Source organism: Streptomyces sp. NPDC051569, assembly GCF_044454085.1.
Lineage (GTDB): Bacteria > Actinomycetota > Actinomycetes > Streptomycetales > Streptomycetaceae > Streptomyces.
Genome location: NZ_JBITDJ010000007.1, coordinates 1 through 19,516, shown reverse-complemented (window position 1 = coordinate 19,516; position 19,516 = coordinate 1). Strand labels below are relative to the sequence as shown.

Here is a 19,516-nt window from a genome sequence, read left to right as displayed (position 1 = left end):
ACGTCCGGCATGAGCACCGAGATCGGTCCCCGGCCCGTAGGGGCGCCGGCGGACCGGCCCGCCGAGCGCGAAGGGCTGATACGCACCCGCGTCCCGGCCCGCGCCACCCGGCGGGAACAGCGGGCGAGAGACGGCCGGGAGCGGCAGGAGGCGGACCAGGACGGGAATGTGGTGCGGGGAGAGGATTGACATGACTGTGCGGCTGACCACTGCTCAACCGGACATGGGCCACGACGCGGAGACCTGGGAGTGGCTCCGGCAAGCGGCCTGCGTGGACGCGGACCCCGAACTGTTCTTCCCCGTGGGGGAATCCGGGCCCGCCGCCGAGCAGGCGGAGCGCGCCAAGCGGATCTGTCACGGCTGCCCGGTGGAGAAGCAGTGCCTCGAATGGGCGCTGAGTACCGGCCGTACCTCCGGGGTGTGGGGCGGTACGGACGAGGAGGAGCGCCGCCGGCTGCGGCGCCGGATCGACCGCCGCCGGACCCCGGGGAACGCCCCGGCACGCGGCCCCCAGCAGCCCGCCCCCGGCCGGTCGCGCCGGCGCCCTTGACGCGGCCGGACGACACCGTCCCCGTGTCGCGCGGCCGGGTGCCGCCGTCACGTGTTGCGCGGCCGGGCAGGTCGCGGAAGGGTCGGACTGTCGAATCGAGGAGGAATCGCCCATGCCCATCGCGACGGTGAACCCCGCCAGCGGGGAGACGCTCAAGACCTTCGACGCGCTGGGGGCCGACGAGATCGAGCACCGTATCGCCACGGCCGACGCCACGTTCAGGCAGTACCGCACCACCGGTTTCGACGAGCGGGCGCGGCTGCTGATCCGCGCCGCCGGCCTGCTGGAGCGGGACGAGGCGGAGATCGCCCGCACCATGACCACCGAGATGGGCAAGCCGGTCGCGGCCGCCCGCGCGGAGGCCGCGAAGTGTGCGAAGGCGATGCGCTGGTACGCGGAGCACGCCGGGGAACTCCTGGCCGACGAACACCCCTCGGACGCCGACGTGAAGGACTCCGGCGCCGTACGGGCGAGCGTCCACTACCGGCCGCTGGGCGTGGTCCTCGCCGTGATGCCGTGGAACTTCCCCCTCTGGCAGGTCGTACGCTTCGCGGCCCCGGCCCTGATGGCGGGGAACGTCGGCCTGCTCAAGCACGCCTCGAACGTCCCGCAGACCGCGCTCTATCTGGAGGACCTGTTCCGCCGGGCCGGATTCCCGGCGGGCTGCTTCCAGACCCTGCTGGTGGGCTCCGGGGCCGTCGAGGACATCCTGCGCGACCCCCGGGTCGCCGCCGCGACGCTCACCGGCAGCGAGCCGGCCGGCCGGTCGGTCGCGGCGATCGCCGCCGACGAGGTCAAGAAGACCGTCCTGGAGCTGGGCGGCAGCGACCCGTACGTGGTCATGCCGTCGGCGGACGTCGAGCGGGCGGCGGCGACGGCGGTCACGGCCCGGGTGCAGAACAACGGCCAGTCCTGCATCGCCGCCAAGCGCTTCATCGTGCATGAGGACGTCTACGACGCGTTCGCCGCCCGCTTCACCGCCGGCATGCGCGATCTGATGGTCGGCGACCCGCTCGACGAGTCCACCGACATCGGTCCGCTCGCCAGCGAGCAGGGCCGAGCCGACCTGGAGGAACTGGTCGACGACGCGCTGAGCCGGGGAGCGACCGCGCTGTGCGGCGGCCGGCGCCCGCAGGAGCACGAACAGGGCTGGTTCTACGCCCCCACCGTGCTCGCCGACATCACCGACGCGATGCGCATCCACCGTGAGGAGACGTTCGGTCCCGTCGCCACGCTCTACCGGGTCGCGAGCCTCGACGAAGCGGTGGCGCTCGCCAACGACACCCCCTTCGGGCTCAGTTCCAATGTGTGGACACGCGACGAGGACGAGGTCGACCGCTTCGTACGCGACCTGGAGGCGGGCGGTGTCTTCTTCAACGGGATGACGGCCTCCCACCCCGCGCTCCCGTTCGGCGGTGTCAAGCGCTCGGGATACGGGCGTGAGCTGTCGGGCCACGGTATCCGCGAGTTCTGCAACATCACCACGGTGTGGCACGGCGCGTAGGCAGCGACCGGGTGACGGGCACGGCGCGGGCGGCGGAGCACAGGACCGTCGAGGTCCGCCGGGGTCCGCCGGGGCGCCCCGCCGCCACATCCCGCCGGGCGCTCCGCCGCCCACATTTCCCCGGGCGCCCCGCCACCATCCGGGACGGTGACGAGGCGCGGTGCCCGTTCGGTTACCCCGTGCCCGGATCGTCGGGCCTGTCCGGCGGAAAGTCCCCGGACAGCGCCGCGGCCATCCGCAGCTCGGTCGCGGCCTCCTCGCTCCGGCCCTGGCGCTCCAGCGTGCGGCCCAGCATCAGCCGGGCGTAATGCTCCACCGGGTGGCGTTCCAGGACGGCACGCAGCTCGGCCTCCGCCTTCCCCAGCCGCGCCGAGTGGTAGTAGGCACGGGCGAGCAGCAGCCGCGCGTCGGTCTGCTCCGGGGCCTCGTCCACCAGCCCGCCCAGAATGCGGGCGGCCGTGACGTACTCCTTGGCATCGAAGAACAGCTGCGCGCGGTTCCACCGCTCAGCGGCCGTCCCGAACTCGTAGTACGCGCTCTCCACGTGCCCTCCTTGTGCCTGATCAGCCTGGCTGATCATCCCGCGGGCCGATCCCCGCGTACCGTCTCAACAGAACAACATGGTTGAATATTCCACTATCTATGGGCCGTGCTTCCCCGCAGGGCGGTCTACATTGGCCGCCATGAGCAATCTCGATCGTCAGGCGTCCCTCGCCGTCGGCGGTGGACGCGGCTTCGTCGTCGCCGAGCCGGTGCGCGAGCTGCTGAGCCCGCGCCGGGTCCAGCTGGGCGAGTCCACCGAGGTCCGCCGACTGCTGCCCAACCTGGGCCGCCGTATGGTCGGAGCCTGGGCCTTCGTCGATCATTACGGCCCCGACGACATCGCCGACGAACCCGGGATGCAGGTACCGCCGCACCCGCACATCGGACTCCAGACCGTCAGCTGGCTGCACGAGGGCGAGGTCCTGCACCGCGACAGCCTCGGCAGCCTCCAGACCATCCGCCCGCGCGAGCTGGGGCTGATGACCGCGGGCAGGGCGATCTCCCACTCCGAGGAAAGCCCCCGCCCGCACGCCCGCTTTCTCCACGGCGCTCAGCTCTGGGTAGCGCTCCCGGAAGCCCACCGGCACGTCGAGCCGCACTTCCAGCACCACGCCGAACTGCCCGTCGTCACCGCTCCCGGCCTGACCGCCACCGTCATCCTCGGCTCGCTCGACGGCGCCCGCTCGCCCGGCACGACCTACAGCCCCCTCGTCGGCGCCGACCTGGCACTGACCGCCGGCACCGGGACGCGGCTGCCGCTCGACCCCGACTTCGAGTACGCCGTGCTGACCATGTCCGGCGAGGCCGAGGCCGACGGCGTGCCACTCCTGCCCGGCTCCATGCTCTACCTCGGCTGCGGCCGCTCGGAACTCCCCCTGCGCGCCGCCTCCGACGCCGGGCTGATGCTCCTCGGCGGCGAGCCGTTCGAGGAGGAGCTGGTCATGTGGTGGAACTTCATCGGCAGATCAGATACCGAGATCGTAGAGGCCCGCGAGGCGTGGATCAAGGGCGATCGCTTCGGCGATGTCCACGGCTTCGACGGCCCCCGCCTCTCCGCCCCTACGCTCCCCACAAGCCCGCTGAAACCCCGGGGACGGGTGCGCTGACCTGGCCTGTTGTCCTGCGCGAGAGGGGCAGCAACTCCCCGTCGGGCTCAGCATCCGCACCTGCCGAACGCTGCCTGCGGGGACCCGGAGAACCGGCTGCCGAGGGTCCCCGGGCGGAGGCGTGAAATCCCATGTGTGACAGCCCGAAACAGGGTTTGCCAGGATCAATGCTGACCCAATGCTGACTTTCCTGACGGGTCGTCATCTGTCCTTTCGCCCGTACCACGGGACTCTGACCTCGGAATGAACCATCGCGCTGGTTGGCGGAGAACGCTTCATGGAGTGACCGATGCTGACCCTGGTCACTCCCCGCGCGGGCGGGGAGGACTCGCCGATCTCCGCGCGGCGCTCACCGTCGCGCGGAACACCCCCGCGCGGGCGGGGAGGACGTGAAGACGCATTCCGATCAGGTCGGCAAAGGCGGAACACCCCCGCGCGGGCGGGGAGGACGCCGACAGGTGGAAGAAGCACAGTTGACCGATCGGAACACCCCCGCGCGGGCGGGGAGGACACCATCACCGGCGGCATCATCAACGGCGCCGAGGGAACACCCCCGCGCGGGCGGGGAGGACGACGGCCCCTTACTCCGGGTGGCCCGTGGCATCGGAACACCCCCGCGCGGGCGGGGAGGACGGCGTCCCCTGCAACGTCAGCCGCTGAATCTCCGGAACACCCCCGCGCGGGCGGGGAGGACTCGCGAAGCCACGCCTGGAAGGCGGGGAACGACGGAACACCCCCGCGCGGGCGGGGAGGACGTCACCCTCCGCGTCACCGACCCCGGGTTCTACGGAACACCCCCGCGCGGGCGGGGAGGACGGCCGCCGCGGCGACGAAGCGGGACCGGTCGACGGAACACCCCCGCGCGGGCGGGGAGGACGGGGTGGCAGTAGTGGCCAGCGTCGATGGACTCGGAACACCCCCGCGCGGGCGGGGAGGACCTGCTCACTGCCACCACCACACCCCCTTGATCCGGAACACCCCCGCGCGGGCGGGGAGGACCCCTCGCGACCTCGCCCTCTTCGAGGGCGCGTCGGAACACCCCCGCGCGGGCGGGGAGGACGCCGCGGTAGTGGCTGGCGTGGGGGAAGTTCGCGGAACACCCCCGCGCGGGCGGGGAGGACTGCCAACGGATTACGTTTGCCCTGACTGTCCTCGGAACACCCCCGCGCGGGCGGGGAGGACCCCGGCGGTTCCGTGTCCAGATCAACTCTGGGCGGAACACCCCCGCGCGGGCGGGGAGGACGCCGTCCTTTCGGTGTCGCCGCTCTGCGCGGCCGGAACACCCCCGCGCGGGCGGGGAGGACGTGCTCCAGGCGCAGCCGGCCGTTGCGGATCGCGGAACACCCCCGCGCGGGCGGGGAGGACTCGCGGACTGCGTGGTGGAAGGCGACGGCGAGCGGAACACCCCCGCGCGGGCGGGGAGGACGCCGGCAGGCCCAGCTGGACGCGCAGGCGTTCCGGAACACCCCCGCGCGGGCGGGGAGGACCCTTCCCGACCTGCGGCTCAGTAGGGGCTTTGTAGTTTCTTTGCCCTCGCGGCGGGATCGCATCTTGTCACCGTGTGAGCGTATCGCGAGTGGTGTTCGGCTGGATTTCTGACGAGCTCGATGATCTTCGCGCCGTCGTCAATGCTGGCTGCGAGGAGTGGTGTCTGTTGCGCGCTATCAGGCATGTTGACAGTCGGTTCCTCGCATGCCGGTCGACGAGTGTTCGCCGAACGAGATGCATTATCCGAGGGGCGTTGGTACAGCCAGCCTTGCCAACCAAGACCTGGGAAGCGAGACGACCCCCCCAGTCTGCGGGAAGTCCGTGCTGGAGGTTCTGTCGGTTGATCAGGGCGAACCTGATGTGCTTGGTTTCAGAGGGAGGAAAGTGTGGACCATTCGCGGTCGAGGATGGCGTGCACGACCGAGTCGCGCCACATGCCGTTCTTCCGGATGTGCTCGCGGATGGTGTACTCCTCTTTCATCCCGGCGTTGGCCATGGTCTTGGCCGATGCCGTATTGAGCGGAGAGCGTGCGCCCCAGATCCGGTGGAGATCCAACTCGTTGAACCCGAGCCCGAGAAGGAGGCGCACGGTCTCGACGCCGTAGCCGATGCCCCACCGGTCCGGGCGCAGCGCGAAGCCGATCGTGGCGGCGCGCTGTTGGTGCGGATCTGTCGCGAGGCGCGCGAACCCGATCAGTTCACCCCCGTCGCGCTCCACCACCGCAAGGGCGAACTCGACGCGCGGCACGACGGAAGCCGAAGCGACGGAGCGTTCGAGGATCTGCCCGACCTCGTCGCGGGAGCGCGGCTCGAACGACAGGTGCTCCGTCGCTTCGCCGCTTCCGTAGATCGCGAAGACGGCGTCAGCGTCCTCGGTGGTGAACTCGCGGAGTTCCAGGCGCGGGGCTGTGCGGCTGACCGGGTACATGCCATCGGACTGTACCCGCAGTTTTCTAGCGCAGAAGTGCCGGACGTACGGGCTGGAACATGGAGATCTCCGTGCTCAGGTCCCGGGCCACGGCGGCGTCGCGCATGGCACCGCCGACGAGGGCGTCCCGAACGCGTTCGGCCGAGACAACGATGCCGTTGTTCCGGTGGCTGGGGGAGAGGTCGAGAACGGGCCGAATGGCTTCCGCAGCTCCGTCCAGGTCGTCGGCGAAGAGGCGGACCAGAGCGAGGTTGCACTGAGAGCCGGCCAGGTCCCCGAATGCCCAGCCAGGGTCTTCGGGGTTGCTGAATTGCCTCACCGTCTCCTCGGCCTCGGCCGCGATCTCCGCGTCTCCACGGCCGAGCAGTACGGCCGACTCGACCGTGTAGTAACTCTGCTTGGCTTCCGGATATGTGAACAAGCCGCCCAGGGCGTCGAGGTCGTCGTGCACGACCCGTTCCCGCAGAGTCTCCGCCCGCTCGTTGGCTGCGCGGACTGTGCTCTCGTCACCGAGCAGGGCCGCCGCTCTGGCCTCCAGGCCCGGGAGCCAGACGGACACCGTCCCCCGCAGTCCGGAGCTTTCCTGCATACCCTTCCTTGCGTAGTGGAGCGCGTCCTCCGGCCTGTTCGCCCAGTAGGAGATGAACGACTGGAGTCCGTCGACCAGGGCGATGAGCCCCGGGTGCTCGGACTGGCGGGCGCAGAAGCCGGCTGCTCGCGCCTGCATCATGGCGGTGCGCGAATCACCCATGTCGTGCGAGCCCTTGGCCATGAGGAACGACAACACGGTGGCCATGAAGTGCAGGTCGCGTGTCTGCGACGGGCGAGCGCGACCGCTCTCCATCAGCCGAAACGCTTCGTCCTGTGCTTGGGCCAGGTCGGCCCAGATTTCCGCCAGTGGGACCCGCGGGTACGCCTCGGCGATTCGTTTCACCTCGTCACCGAGGAAGCCGAGAGTCTCATCGCCGACCTGGTCTCGTTCCGACCCCATGGCGAATTCCATCGCGCGGCGTGCGGCCATTGCACCCATCCTTCTCATCTCGTGATGACCCGCGCCGACATCGGCACGGGATTCAGTGTGTGAAGTGCCGTCCAGCAGCGCGAGTCCAGAGTCCTGTCCGTCCGAAACGCGGGTCCAGAGCTGCTCGATGCTGAGGCCGAACATGTGGACCAGCACTCGGCGTGGATCAACCTGCGGTTGACGCATCCCGTAGTACCAAGCCTGAAACGTCTTCGGCGCTGGCTCCAGGGTCGCAAGCGAGGGGTCCTCCTCCAGGCGTGCCAACTCCGCGGCGGCCTGCTTGAAGCGTGGCAAGAAGGCTCGGTAGCCCTGCCACTCCCTCTCATCCAGCAGATGCCGGAATAGCGTGCGCATGGTGCCTCCCTGTCCCGTCCGTCCAGCACGACACAACGACCGACGGTAGATCGTGGCTCCTCTCAACATGCCCATTCGCGAGGCTACTTACGGGGTCGAGGTAGTACCGAGGAAGAGCAGAGAACCCTCCTCACTTGCGTGCCGAACTCCGAGGAAGGAATGGGGCTAGAGCCGCGCCTTCCGCCGTTGCCACGCTCTTAATCCACTCCTTGCTGAGAGTGCCCGTTTGGACACTCCTGCCGATTCACCTTGCTTTTCGCCCATGAGGGGGGACCGACCGTGAAGCCTGAGCGCGTGGCCCCGAGCCTTGCCCACGCTGGCGTTCGGGCCTTCCTCGCGCTGGGGTCTGCGGCGCACCGCGCGGAACCGTCGGCTCTGCCTGAGCCGGCCGACCTCCTCGTGCGGGCCACCACCGCACGGCTGCTGCTGCGAGGACGTTTGCAGGACTACGAGCAGGATTCTCCTCCCGCGTTGGAGGGCGTCCGTCCCTTGGCAACGCGCGGATCGCGGGGATCACTGAGCCAGTTGGAGGTACTGGTCAATGACCTTCTCTGAAGCTCCCGTCGGTGCAGGGGCACGGTTTCTCCAGGTCGCTTTTGCTGCCGACGTCGCCCATGTGCCTCCGGTGAGGCGAGCCGTCCGCGAACGGCTCGGCGCCTGGGGGCTGGAGAGCCTCGTGGATATTGCGCTACTGGCGGCTGGTGAGTTGGTGGCGAATGCCATCCGGCACGGCTGTGCGAGCCAGGAGGAGACGGTCACCGTTTCCGCATGGTCAACAGCCGAGGAACTGTGGATCGGGGTGAGCGACCCGTCCCCGGCAGAGCCACGCCGCAGATTCGCCGACGAGCGGGAGGAGTCCGGCCGGGGGTTGGAGTTGGTTGCCGCTGTCGCCGACCGCTGGGGGAGCGAGCCGGCCTCGGACGGAAGCGGGAAGCGTGTGTGGGCCGCGTTCCGTACGACTCCGAAGGAGGTGGGGGAGTGAGCGCGTTTTCCGCCCCCATCGTCGCTCGGGCTTCTTTCTCGGACGACTCGTGGTCCATCGGCCGGGTGCTTGAACGGCTGCACCGCTCGTTCATCGAGGACGGTGAACTTGACGACATCCTGAACGCGATTCTCGATCCGGACTCCACGCTGTCCGAGCAGGACATCACGGAGTTGGCGCCCCGGCTGCGGAAGATCCTCGTACGACTGGTGGAGATCGCCGCTCAACGCAACTCCCCGCCTTTGGCGACCGAGTTGGCCGACCTGGTGCGAGTTGTGCAGGACCACGCAGGTCCCTGCGGGTTCGAGCGGGCACGGGGACGGTTGCGGCTCCTGGCCGTGGCCGTGGTGGACGTACTCGACCTGGTCAGTGACGACGAGGAGACCTCGACACCGGACTTCGGGGCATTGTCGGCCGTCCCACGCGGGGAGCGGTCATGACAGAGCTGCCGCCATCTGCGTACGCCCACACCCTGTCTCTACGCCCTGCCGAGGAGGCGTACGACTTCGCGTTCTTCCGGGACCGGATCGCTGATCCCGAACTCCTGACCAGCGCGGTTGCAGTCCCTGTTTGCGGCTTTCGGCCGCCCGCGCTTGCCGTACCGGCCAGCGGGAAGCGTCGCGGCGGTTTCCTGTCGTACGACCTGCTGACGCTGGCAGTGGCGGCTCGCGACCTTCTGTCAGGGCGGCCCGGCTTCCCGAACCTGCGTGTCCGGTGGTCGTGGCACGACGACACTTGCCACACGGTCGAATGGGGCGAACCCCTTCCCCCCTGGTGGACAAGCGACGCGGCTTTCGGTCGCTTCTACGGCTACAGCGAGGACGCCATCGGTGCGTTTCTCCTCGAACACCCACCGACTCCCTCACCGGTTGCCGCCGTAGCGGGCTCCCTCACGACCTCGTGGTTCGCCGGAAAGGGTCCAATCCCCGCGCCGACACGAGAGGACAAGCACCATGTGCGCGCACACCCCGCCGTGTCCGCCTGCTGAGGCTCCCGACCGGGAAGCCGCGCGGCCCAAGGCCCCTCACCCCGAGCAGGGCTGGAGCCTGCTGTGCAACGGCGTGGTGATCTTTGAGGACACTGGCGAACTCCTGCCGGACGGGCGGGCCATTGCCCCGCACCGGCCGACGCCCACCCGGGCAGCCGCCTCATGACCTTACGTACGGCTGTGGCCTTTCAGCCGTCCCCTCCCCGACTGCCTGCGCTGCGAAGCCCCCGCCCCCTGCCGCTTGAGTCCATAGGCATGCCTACCGCGCGGCATCTCGTGCCCGTGCTGCGCCCCGCCGCCGTACAAGGCTCGCCACTCCTGACCCGATTCACCTACTGGAGACCTCATGAGCAACACGACCCTCGGAGCACCTGCCGACGCCGCGACGGAGCTGACCCGCGTCTTTCGCGCCGCCTGCCTGCGTGAGCTGACCGTCCTGCCGACACCCGTGGACGGGGGCGAGACCGCGAACATCACCCTGAGCACCGTCGGACCCGAGACCGCGCTCCAACTCGCCCGCTTGCTCCGTAACGCCCTTACCCGTACGCACCGGGTCGCCGACGCGCTGCGCGATACGTTCGAGGGGCTGGGTCTCGACGTGCCGGACGTGCACGTGGAGAACGACAAGGTCCTTCTCGGGTCGCTCAGCCTGTCGACGGCCGACCAACTCGCCACGCTGCTGGGCGCACACGGCGAAAGGGGGTTGGCAACCGACGCGGAGCACGTCACCGGCCGTCTCTGTGCTGCCTTCAAGACCGAGACCGGCGGAGTCCTCCGCACCGAGGCCGTTCAATCGGGCGGCAAGACGGCCTTGCTGATGAAGGCGATCGACGTGAACACGGCCCGTCATCTGCTGATGTCCCTCCAGTTCGGGACCCTGAGTTGAGCGCCGGCATCGAATCGGAACGCCCCACCACAGCGAACGGCTGGCTCTTACGCCGGCTCACCGCCGAGGGGCCCTCCGCGCGACGTGAGTCGGGCCCGTCCGGTCCGAAGAGGACCGCGGACGCCGCTCACGTCAGTCGCAGGCGAGATCGCCGCCTCGCTGGAGGAAGAGTTGTCGCTCTTCAGCTTCCCCGAGCCGGTCGGCGAAGGGAGTTGGTATGAGCGCCCCTTCGACCGGAGGGCTGGGCCTGGTCCGTTCCGACGCCACCGGCCGGCCCCAGTGGGCCCTCGTCGGCAGTCGCGCCTTGGATCACGTACGGACCGACTGCATCCGGACCGGGGAACTTGAGGATCTCCCCGTCGACCGCCAGGAACTGCGCGCTCTCGTCGGCGGCGTCATGAGTGCCCTGGAGCGGTACGGCTCGTCGCTCGCGCCCACCCCAGGCGGTGCTGGTTGGCTGCACGTGCAGCAGGTGCCTGTTCGCCGCCTCGTGGCCGAGATCCTGCGCAAACTGCTCGTCCTGGACGCCTGGGAGCCGTACGCATCGGCCCCCGGTCCACTGGCCGTTGCCCCGTACGAAGGGCTCGTCGGGCTTCGTACGAGCAGCTCGCGCGAGTACCTCGCCTATACCGTCACCTGGTCCGGCATCGCCTATCTGCTCGGAGCGGCTGCCCCTCACAACCCGACCCGCTCCGCCCAGTTGCGCAGCTGCTCCCGCGCCGGCACGGCGTGCTCGGAGCCGAGCCCGTCCCTCTCGGACCTGCGGCAGCGAGAGGTTGTCGCGCTGTCCTGGTCCTCCCGCCATGCGGAGACCCTGATGCCGGTGCTCGTCGAGCTGGAGCGTGACGGACGGAAGAGCCTCCTGCTCGACCTTGCCACCGACCCGTGGGAGCGCTGCCCCTTACCGACCTCCCCGGGCATCGACCTGCGCGCCGCACCGAGTGGACTCTTCGCCCTCTCCGGTACGGCCCGGGGGCTTCACCTGTCCGACGACGGACACGTCGTCCGCGTCAAGGTCCATCACCTCCAACTCGCCCGTCTCGTGAGGCTCTTGTCCGTACTTGTCGAAACGAGCGGCGGGTGCACCCAGCCGTCATGGCGGACCCTGGTACGAGCCGAGAGCCTGCTCGACAGCGTCCTCGTCGCCGCTCGACCGCACACCGTGCTGCTCAGCAACGACACCAGCCCGCTGGGCGCGCTGGCCGCGCACACGGCCGAACGCCACGGTGCGCGTACCGTCCACGTGCAGCATGGGGCGTGGACGACCGACTCGGTGGCGTGGCCGGCTTTGCACAGCCGGGACATCGTCGTCATGGGAGAGCGCGACCGTCCGCTGGCGGCTGCGTGGGCACGCCACCCGGCCGCCGAGGTGCACGTGCTGGGACAGCCCCGTTTCGACGCGCTCGCCGACCTCGGCCGTGATGCTCAGCGAAGGTACTTGGAGAAGTTGCTGGCGCCGGGTAGCCGAAGCGCTCCCGCCCGGATCGCGGTGTGGGCCTGCCAACCGGTCGGAACCGATCGTCTGAAGGCCCAGGCCGACCTTCTCCTGGACGGACTGCGCGCGACGGACGGCGACTGGGCGCTCGTGATCGCACCGCACCCCGCGCAGAGCACCGATTTCCTCACCCGACTGGTGCGGCGGCACGGGGGACCACCTGTGGCGGTGGCCGACTCACGCATCGGCGCGCGGGGCTGCCTCGCCGGTGCCGACGCCCTGGCGAGCGCGTACTCGACGTGCGGGATCGAGGCCGCGCTCCTTGGGATTCCCGTCCTTGAGATCGGCACCCCGGGCGAGCGCACCCTCGACCTGGCCGGTTACGGCCTCGCGTTGCGATGCCACAGCGCTGACGAGGTCGCGGAGGCACTCACCGCACTGCGTGATCCTCGCCCGCCTGTCCCGGAACGGGCCATGGACGCCGTGTGCCGGTGGCGCGGTGACAGCGCCTCGCAGGTCGCTCGCCTCATCGCCCGTCGCTCCGAAACACCCGCAGCACCCTCCGACCACACCCACCACGATCCCGCTGGGACGACCTCGGGGCCGACCCAGGGCGAAGGAGCACCTACCCCATGACACACCTCACCGCCGACAACATGGCCGAGCTGTTCGCCGGCGCCGTCTCGCTGGCCAAGGCCGGTGAGCGGGTCAGCCCTCGGTCCATGCCCACCCGGGAGATCCGCGACGTCCACCTCCTGCTCACCAGCCCGCGCGCCCGCCTGCTCCACGCGCAGCCGGTGAGAATCCTGAACCCGGCCTTCGCGGTCGCCGAGACCGTCTGGCACCTGTCCGGCTCCGACGCCCCTTGGATCTTCGACTACAACGCGCGGCTGCGGCAGTACGCCGACGACGGTGTGCTGCGCGGCGCGTACGGGCCCAGAATGCGCAACTGGGGCGGCAGGGTGGACCAGTTGGCCCGTGTCGTGGAGATCCTCAAGGAGGATCCCGACTCGCGGCGGGCCCTGATCCAGCTCTACGACCCGGCCCAGGACGCCGCAGGGCACAAGGACGTGCCCTGCACCCTCGGCTTCCGCTTCCTCCTGCGCGCCGGCCGTCTGCACATGGCGGCCATGATGCGCGGCCAGGACGTGTGGATCGGCATGCCGTACGACGTCTTCTTCTACACCGTGCTGCACGAGTACACCGTGCTGCACGAGCTGGTCGCCGGGTGGCTCGACGCGGAGCTGGGCGAGTTCCACCTGCACGTTGGCTCGCTGCACATCTACGACGAGCACGTCGAGCAGGCCGACCTGCTGACTTCGCTCACGGCGAGCCGGGTCATGCCCGACCTGAGAACGCCGTGGAAGGGCTTCGACGGCCTGCTCGGCGAGGTCCGCGTCGGCGAGGTGACCGGTCACCCCGGCTGGGACACCATGGCCGGGACGCTCCGCAGCTACCGGCTGTGGAAGGAGGGACAGCGCGACCAGGCGAGAGAGCAGGCCGACAGGATCGACGGCCCCCTCTGCCACGCCCTCGCCGCCTGGTACGAGGAGCTGAAGCGGCGCTCGTCGAAGCCCGGCGCGACGGCCGGGGCGATGTGATGGCCCCAGTGACGCGTGCCCCTTCGGTGATCCTCGGTCTGTGCTCGTACACCCACGACTCGTCGGCGGCCCTCCTGGTGGGCGGTGAGCTGGTCGGCTTCGTGGAGGAGGAGCGCCTCTCCGGGCAGAAGCACACCAAGGCGTACCCGGCCCGCGCGGTCGCATGGCTGCTGGGCCGGTCCGGGCTCACGGCCGCCGACGTGGACGCCGTCGCCTACAACTTCCGGCCCACCCACTATCTCGCCGAGTCGCCCGCAGCTCTGCGACTGGCACTCTCCCCGAGGACGCGTGACCGGGCTCTCCCCCGAGCACGTGGGTTCGCCTTGGTGGCCGCGCGGACCCAGCGGCGTATTCGCCTGATTGGCCGTCAATTTCCCACCGCCCGCGTCGCACCGGTCCTGCACCACCGCGCCCATCAGCTCACGGCCTTCGCCGCATCGGGCTGGAACGAGGCCGCCGTGCTCGTGATCGACAGCCTCGGCGAGCGGCAGACCACCACCATCGCTCGCGGCCACGACACGCTCCGTCCCCGCACGCGCACTCTGGAGGCGGTCAACGACCCAGCCTCCCTCGGGTACGTGTACGGCGCCGTCACCGAACACCTGGGCTGGCGCCGGGGCGACGAGGAAGGCACCGTAATGGCGCTGGCGGCCCTCGGCGACCCGGCCCGCTTTCGCCACCTGTTCGCCCACGCTGTCCGTACGACGGCAACGGGATTCCGTATCGACCCCGCCTATTTTCCTCCACGCACCCTTCTGCCGCGAAGCCCGCGGACTACTCGACGCTTCATCGCCGAGACCTGCCCCGCACGGCATCCGGATGAACCGCTCACGGATCTCCACCGGGACGTGGCGGCTGCCCTCCAGGAGCGAACCGAGCAGGTCCTGCTGCATCTGGCCCGCCGCACCCGCGTGCTGACCGGTTCCCGGCGTCTGTGCGTGGGCGGCGGCGTCGCCACGAACTGCGTCGGCATCGGACGGATCATCGAGGCCGGCATCTTCGACGAGGTGTTCGTACCGCCCGCGCCCGGTGACGCCGGTACCGCGATCGGCGCCGCCCTCGCCGTGCACGTCGACGGACGCAGCCCCCGCACGGTGGCCGGCGTCGCCCGCACCTGCTATCTCGGTCCGTCCTACGAGGACCAGTCTCTCGACCTCACACCCTGGCCCGGCCTTCACCAGAAGCCCCCGGGCATCGACACCGCCGAGTTCCTCGCCGACCAACTGGCTCACGGCACGATCGTCGGCCTGTTCCAGGGGGCCATCGAAGCCGGGCCACGCGCCCTGGGCAACCGCTCGATCCTCGCCTCCCCGCTGGAGCCCGGGGTCGTCGAGCGGCTGAACGCCACCGTGAAGTTCCGCGAGCCGTTCCGGCCCTTCGCCCCCATGATCCCGGCCGAGCGCGCCGGCGAGTTCTTCACCCTCGGCCAGCAGGCGCCTTACATGTCCATGGCGTCCGGCGTCACGAACATGGCACGCGAGCACGTACCGGCCATCGTGCACGCCAACGGCACCTCCCGCCTCCAGACCGTCACCAAGGCGCAGAACCCGTTCATGCACGCGGTCCTGACCGCCTTCGGCCGCCGTACCGGTGTGCCCGTACTGATCAACACGTCCCTCAACGTCAAGGGCAAACCGATCTGCGGGACACCCGAGATGGCCCTGGACTGCCTGGCCAACTCCGGGCTCGACGCCCTGCTCCTCGAAGGGCGGTGGATCACCAAGTGAAGATCGGATACAGCTTCTGGGGCTTCCTCGGCAACGGGGTCACAGACACCCCGGACGGAGGCCGCAGCCACCGCCGCCCCTTCATCGACGCCCTCCTCGACCGCGGTCACGACATCGTCTTCCTCCAGGCCGACCGCGACCGCCTCGAAGCCGGCAACGACCTCGGCGGCGCGTACACCTTCGACAACGGCCTTCCGGACATCGACGCCCTGTTCCTGGAGTGGCGCTGGGCGATCACCGGCCGCAACACCACCACGTGCGGGACCGAGGAGCACACCTGCGACCTGCACTGCCAGGCCCAGCTCCTCACCCACTACACCGCCCGCCGCCGGACACCCACCGTGATCTGGGACAAAGACCGCACCCTGCGAGCCGAAAGCGTATGGCGCCGCACCAAGCACACCAGCATCCTGGAGGCCGCCCTCACTCCCAGCCTCGGCGCACGCTCCCTGCTCTTCCCCGTCACCGACGATCTCCTCGCCCAGGCGGACCCCGTCGTTCTCGCGGCGCAACGGCGGGACCTCGCGCTCGCCTACGTGGGCAACCAGTACGACCGCGATGAACCCTTCGACCGCTTCTTCGCCCCGGCCGCCGCCGGGGTCGAGCACCTGGTCGCCGGGAAGTGGACCAAGACCCACCGCTGGCCGCACGTCCGCTTCGTCGGCCGGATCCCGTTCGAGGCCGCCGTCGGCGTCCACGCCCGGTCTCTGACCACTGTCCTCATGCTGCCCGCCCGGTACGCCGCCGTCGGGCAGATGACACAGCGGATCTTCGAGGCCGTGCTCGCCGGGTGTCTGCCCCTCGCTCCGGCGGACATCAAGCACGTCGACCGGTTCGTACCGAACGAGCTGATCGTGCGCTCCGGCCGCGACGTGATCGAACGGCTCGCCTACCTTCGCGACATCGCCGGTACCCGGCAACACGCCGACCTGATCGCCGCATGCGTGGACCGCCTGCGCCTATTCAGCCTCAACAGGCAGGTCAACACGCTGGAGGACGTACTCCACACGCTTGTCCGAACCCCCGCGACCGGACGAGGAGCCGCCTGATGCGGACCACCCCACCGGCAAGCGTGCCTGGATCATTTGAACGTCTGCCGGGGGCGGGCCGCACCCGATTCCCGAACCTCACTACGCTGGAGCACCATGAAGAAGGTCGCCATCGTCGGCTGCGGAGGCAGCGGCAAATCCCACGTGGCCCGCGAACTGGGCCGGATCCTCGACGCCCCGGTGACACACCTGGACGCCGCGTTCTACGACGACGAGTGGAACGCGCTCCCCAAGGACAAGTTCACCTACGTGCAGCGCGAGCTGGTCTCCAAGCCGCGGTGGGTGATCGACGGCAACTACAACTCGACGTTGCAGGTGCGGCTAGAAGCCTGCGACACGGTGGTTCTGATGGACGTGTCGACCGTGGCGGCGCTGTACGGGATCTTCTCCCGGCAGATCCGGCACGGCGCGGGACACAAGGGCAACGGGGTGCACAACCGCATCCACTGGGGCGTGATCAAGTACGTCGCCACGTACCGCCGCAAGATGCGGCCCCGTGTTCTGGCGAAGATCGAGGAGTTCGGCGCGGGAGCCGACGTGGTGCTGTTGGCCAACCGGCGCCAGACGCGCCGCTGGCTGCGGAAAGCCGCCGCCGAGCAGTCCTGAACCGACCGCGCCCCCGGGCAGGGGGTGCGACATGAACGAGCCCAACCCGTTCCTGGACCCAGCCCGCCAGCACGAACTGTACGGACGCGCCTCGCGGCTGGCAGGGCGGACCAGCGCCCTGATGCGTGCGAAGACCTCCGGCCACCCTGTGCCCGAGACGATCGTCAGCCTGGTGCAGACCCACCACGCGCAGCCGGACCACCTCCGCGTGGTGCTCGACATCGGCTGCGGTCGCGGCACGAGCAGCCTGGTCATCGCCGACCGGTTGAGACCCCGGCGCGTCGTCGGCCTGGACGCCGCCCCCGCCCTGCTCGAACAGGCCCGCGCACGCGCGCAGGAACTCCCTTACCTCGCAATCGACTTCGTACGGGGGGACTTCCATTACCTCCCGCTGCCCGCCCGGTCGTGCGACGCCGCCGTCGCGGCGTTCTGCCTCTACCACTCGCCGCGGCCCGACGAAGTCATCGCGCAGATCGCCCGGGTCCTGGCTCCCGGGGGCGTGGCCGTACTCGTCACCAAGGGCCTCGACAGCTACCGGGAAGTGGACCAACTGGTCGCCGGTTCCGGCCTTGACAGGTGGGCCGAATGCCACGAAAGCCTCTACACCGCCGCGCACAGCGACAACCTCCCCGACCTGGCCGCCTCCTCGCTCGACGTGATCGCCGTCCTGCACGAGGAGCACACCTTCACCTTCGACGGCCATGACCACCTCGCGCGATACCTGGCCACGAACCCCAAGTACCACCTTGCGCCCGGCCTGTACGGCAACCCGTCGGCACTGGCAGCGGCCCTGCACGAAGCTCTCCCCGACCAGCCGCTTGCCACGTCGTCCCGCATCACCTTCGTCGTCGCCCGCACGTGGGAGGAGGCGGGATGACCTTCGCGCAGTTCACCAAGCGCTACGACACTCCGGAGCGCGCGGCTGCAGCCGCACGCCACTACCGGTGGCTCCATCAGCACGCGAAACCGTTACGGCAGCCGACCCTTCACCTCGCCGGACCGTACAGCCTGACCTTCGAGCGGATCGAGGGCCGCCCGGCACGCCCCGAGGACCTCCCGCGCATCGCGGAATTGCTCGGCCACGCCCACGGCGTCGCCTGGCGCAGCGACCTGCGGTCGGCATCGCAGGGCACCGCGCACCACTTTCACGACGGCACGAGGTTCGACGACTACCTCGGCCCCCGGCAGACCGCGCTCCGCCGACGCCACGAGCAGGGACACCTGCCGGACAAGGCATCCCTGCACGCCATGCTCTGCCTGCTCAACGGGACCGCGCGGGGGCCGTTCGCCTTCTACAAGGACAGCAACCCCCGGAACTTCATCATCACCCCGGCCGGGGACATCGTCACCGTCGACACCGACGACCTGTCCCTCGCCCCGATGGGCTACGACCTCGCCAAGCTCATCGCGACACTGCACCTGACGTACGGCCCGCTCACCGAACAGGCCGTCAAAGCAGCCCTGTTCGCGTACAACACGGCGGCCGGACGGTACGACGCCGGGCTCGGCGCCACGGACCGCGCACGCCTCGACGACTACCTGACCCTGCACGCTGTCCTGACCGCCCCCTACATCGGGCGGAACGGCTACGACTACGGCCTGCCGCCGTACCCCCGACCCTGAGGGGTGTCGTGATCACACCGAACAGCCCTGCCCCGGCGCATCCGACCTTCGCTCTGTCGACCACGCCTTCCAGGAGTTGCCCGTGCAGCAGCGCCCGACAGCCGCCCCCCGCCGGGCGGTCGTGACCGGCTCCGCCGGCTTCATCGGCTCCCACCTCGCACATACTCTCGGCCAAGCCGGCACCACCGTCGTCGGAGTGGACCGCCGCGACCCGTCCACCGATGCCACCGCCGCCGCCAACCTCGCCGTCCTGCACGGGCTGTCGGGATACCACCACGTGGTCGCCGATCTCGTCACCTGCGCGATCGACCCCCTCCTGATCGACGCGGACGTGGTCTTCCACCTCGCGGGCGTTCCCGGCGTACGGACCTCCTGGGGGCGGCAGTTCAGCGACTACCTCGCGTCCAACGTGCTGGCCACCCACCGGCTACTGGAAGCCTGCACCCGCATCGGTATCCCGCGACTTGTCGTCGCCTCCTCCTCCAGCGTCTACGGTCCGACCGACGGCGGCGCGAGCCTCGAATCGGACCTGCCGCGACCGGCGTCCCCGTACGCGGTGACCAAGCTGGCCCAGGAACAGCTCTGCCTCGCCTGGGCTGCCCGCCCCAGGAGTCCCCGCGTCGTGGCCCTGCGGTACTTCACCGTCTACGGCCCCCGGCAACGGGCGGACATGTTCACCCACCGCGCCCTGCAAACCGCGCTGAGCGGCCAACCGCTCCGCCTGTACGGCGACGGGCAGCAGCGACGCGACTTCACCTATATCGGCGACGCGGTCGCTGCCACGATCGCCGCCGCGGTCGTACCGACGGCGTGCGGCGTGATCAACGTGGGCGGCGGGTCGAACGCATCGCTGCTGGAAGTGATCGACATCGCCACCACCATCGTCGGCCGCGACATCCACATCGAACACGACCACGCGCGCGGGGGTGAACCGTTCCGGGTTCGGTAGAGACCTCAGATTGTGGTTGTGACCTGGGGTTTCTTGGTCGTGAGGTAGTAGTTGGTCTCGTATTCGACGGGCGGGATGTGTCCTATTTCACCGTGGAGCCGACGGTGGCAGTACCAGTCCACCCACTCCGCGGTGGCCAGCTCGACCTGGGAGAGAGTCCTCCAGGGCCGCCCCGG

The 19,516-nt window shown here is 69.8% G+C and carries 21 protein-coding genes and 1 CRISPR repeat array; of the genes, 17 read left to right on the top strand and 4 right to left on the bottom strand.

Going from position 1 to position 19,516, the window contains the following annotated elements:
- Nucleotides 1-9 precede the first annotated feature (9 nt).
- From ACIBAE_RS13630 to ACIBAE_RS13620, 3 genes are all read left to right on the top strand, one after another.
- Nucleotides 10-189, top strand: coding sequence for a hypothetical protein (locus tag ACIBAE_RS13630; RefSeq protein WP_399284718.1), 180 nt, complete (start codon nucleotides 10-12; stop codon nucleotides 187-189).
- A gap of 34 nt (nucleotides 190-223) precedes the next feature.
- On the top strand, nucleotides 224-550 hold the full coding sequence (locus ACIBAE_RS13625) for a WhiB family transcriptional regulator (RefSeq protein ID WP_399285030.1): 327 nt from the start codon (nucleotides 224-226) through the stop codon (nucleotides 548-550).
- Nucleotides 551-662: 112 nt separating this feature from the next.
- Complete coding sequence (locus ACIBAE_RS13620) at nucleotides 663-2,054, top strand: NADP-dependent succinic semialdehyde dehydrogenase (RefSeq protein WP_399284716.1); 1,392 nt, start codon at nucleotides 663-665, stop codon at nucleotides 2,052-2,054.
- Nucleotides 2,055-2,226: 172 nt separating this feature from the next.
- Here ACIBAE_RS13620 and ACIBAE_RS13615 read toward each other — a convergent pair whose 3' ends face one another.
- On the bottom strand, nucleotides 2,227-2,598 hold the full coding sequence (locus tag ACIBAE_RS13615; protein ID WP_399284714.1) for a tetratricopeptide repeat protein: 372 nt from the start codon (nucleotides 2,596-2,598) through the stop codon (nucleotides 2,227-2,229).
- Nucleotides 2,599-2,737: 139 nt separating this feature from the next.
- Between ACIBAE_RS13615 and ACIBAE_RS13610 the strand changes: the two genes are divergently transcribed.
- A complete protein-coding gene (locus ACIBAE_RS13610) occupies nucleotides 2,738-3,703 on the top strand; it encodes a pirin family protein (RefSeq protein ID WP_399284713.1) in 966 nt (321 codons plus the stop codon).
- Nucleotides 3,704-4,002: 299 nt separating this feature from the next.
- Nucleotides 4,003-5,190: a CRISPR direct-repeat array (repeat unit 29 nt; unit sequence CGGAACACCCCCGCGCGGGCGGGGAGGAC).
- Nucleotides 5,191-5,561: 371 nt separating this feature from the next.
- On the opposite strand, the gene ACIBAE_RS13605 is transcribed toward ACIBAE_RS13610, so the two are convergent.
- Nucleotides 5,562-6,119, bottom strand: a complete 558-nt coding sequence (locus tag ACIBAE_RS13605; protein ID WP_399284711.1) for a GNAT family N-acetyltransferase — start codon at nucleotides 6,117-6,119, stop codon at nucleotides 5,562-5,564.
- Nucleotides 6,120-6,144: 25 nt separating this feature from the next.
- Nucleotides 6,145-7,494, bottom strand: coding sequence for a hypothetical protein (locus ACIBAE_RS13600; protein WP_399284710.1), 1,350 nt, complete (start codon nucleotides 7,492-7,494; stop codon nucleotides 6,145-6,147).
- 541 nt (nucleotides 7,495-8,035) lie between these two features.
- Between ACIBAE_RS13600 and ACIBAE_RS13595 the strand changes: the two genes are divergently transcribed.
- From ACIBAE_RS13595 to ACIBAE_RS13535, 13 genes are all read left to right on the top strand, one after another.
- Nucleotides 8,036-8,476 (top strand): ATP-binding protein, encoded by a 441-nt coding sequence (locus tag ACIBAE_RS13595; protein WP_399284708.1) that lies wholly within the window; start codon nucleotides 8,036-8,038, stop codon nucleotides 8,474-8,476.
- Nucleotides 8,473-8,916, top strand: coding sequence for a DUF6415 family natural product biosynthesis protein (locus ACIBAE_RS13590; protein ID WP_399284707.1), 444 nt, complete (start codon nucleotides 8,473-8,475; stop codon nucleotides 8,914-8,916). Before ACIBAE_RS13595 ends, ACIBAE_RS13590 begins: the two co-directional genes overlap by 4 nt.
- Nucleotides 8,913-9,464: a DUF6302 family protein gene (locus ACIBAE_RS13585; protein ID WP_399284706.1), complete on the top strand. Its 552-nt coding sequence runs from the start codon at nucleotides 8,913-8,915 to the stop codon at nucleotides 9,462-9,464. Before ACIBAE_RS13590 ends, ACIBAE_RS13585 begins: the two co-directional genes overlap by 4 nt.
- Nucleotides 9,430-9,630, top strand: coding sequence for a DUF5999 family protein (locus ACIBAE_RS13580; protein WP_399284704.1), 201 nt, complete (start codon nucleotides 9,430-9,432; stop codon nucleotides 9,628-9,630). Before ACIBAE_RS13585 ends, ACIBAE_RS13580 begins: the two co-directional genes overlap by 35 nt.
- A 180-nt stretch (nucleotides 9,631-9,810) precedes the next feature.
- Nucleotides 9,811-10,350 (top strand): hypothetical protein, encoded by a 540-nt coding sequence (locus ACIBAE_RS13575; RefSeq protein WP_399284703.1) that lies wholly within the window; start codon nucleotides 9,811-9,813, stop codon nucleotides 10,348-10,350.
- 217 nt (nucleotides 10,351-10,567) lie between these two features.
- The gene (locus tag ACIBAE_RS13570) at nucleotides 10,568-12,421 is read left to right on the top strand and encodes a hypothetical protein (protein WP_399284702.1); all 1,854 of its coding nucleotides are present in this window, start codon (nucleotides 10,568-10,570) and stop codon (nucleotides 12,419-12,421) included.
- Nucleotides 12,418-13,386, top strand: coding sequence for a thymidylate synthase (locus ACIBAE_RS13565; protein WP_399284701.1), 969 nt, complete (start codon nucleotides 12,418-12,420; stop codon nucleotides 13,384-13,386). Before ACIBAE_RS13570 ends, ACIBAE_RS13565 begins: the two co-directional genes overlap by 4 nt.
- The gene (locus tag ACIBAE_RS13560) at nucleotides 13,386-15,113 is read left to right on the top strand and encodes a carbamoyltransferase (protein ID WP_399284700.1); all 1,728 of its coding nucleotides are present in this window, start codon (nucleotides 13,386-13,388) and stop codon (nucleotides 15,111-15,113) included. The genes ACIBAE_RS13565 and ACIBAE_RS13560 overlap by 1 nt, the downstream gene beginning before the upstream one ends.
- On the top strand, nucleotides 15,110-16,162 hold the full coding sequence (locus tag ACIBAE_RS13555) for a hypothetical protein (RefSeq protein ID WP_399284699.1): 1,053 nt from the start codon (nucleotides 15,110-15,112) through the stop codon (nucleotides 16,160-16,162). Before ACIBAE_RS13560 ends, ACIBAE_RS13555 begins: the two co-directional genes overlap by 4 nt.
- 96 nt (nucleotides 16,163-16,258) lie before the next feature.
- On the top strand, nucleotides 16,259-16,768 hold the full coding sequence (locus ACIBAE_RS13550; protein WP_399284698.1) for a topology modulation protein: 510 nt from the start codon (nucleotides 16,259-16,261) through the stop codon (nucleotides 16,766-16,768).
- Nucleotides 16,769-16,799: 31 nt separating this feature from the next.
- Nucleotides 16,800-17,645 (top strand): class I SAM-dependent methyltransferase, encoded by an 846-nt coding sequence (locus ACIBAE_RS13545; RefSeq protein WP_399284696.1) that lies wholly within the window; start codon nucleotides 16,800-16,802, stop codon nucleotides 17,643-17,645.
- A complete protein-coding gene (locus ACIBAE_RS13540; RefSeq protein WP_399284695.1) occupies nucleotides 17,642-18,391 on the top strand; it encodes a phosphotransferase in 750 nt (249 codons plus the stop codon). Before ACIBAE_RS13545 ends, ACIBAE_RS13540 begins: the two co-directional genes overlap by 4 nt.
- Before the next feature lie 82 nt (nucleotides 18,392-18,473).
- A complete protein-coding gene (locus ACIBAE_RS13535; protein WP_399284694.1) occupies nucleotides 18,474-19,340 on the top strand; it encodes an NAD-dependent epimerase/dehydratase family protein in 867 nt (288 codons plus the stop codon).
- Between the two features lie 5 nt (nucleotides 19,341-19,345).
- Here the strand turns inward: ACIBAE_RS13535 and ACIBAE_RS13530 are convergent.
- Nucleotides 19,346-19,516 (bottom strand): integrase core domain-containing protein (locus tag ACIBAE_RS13530; RefSeq protein WP_399285028.1); only part of this gene is annotated, 171 nt, incomplete at its 5' end.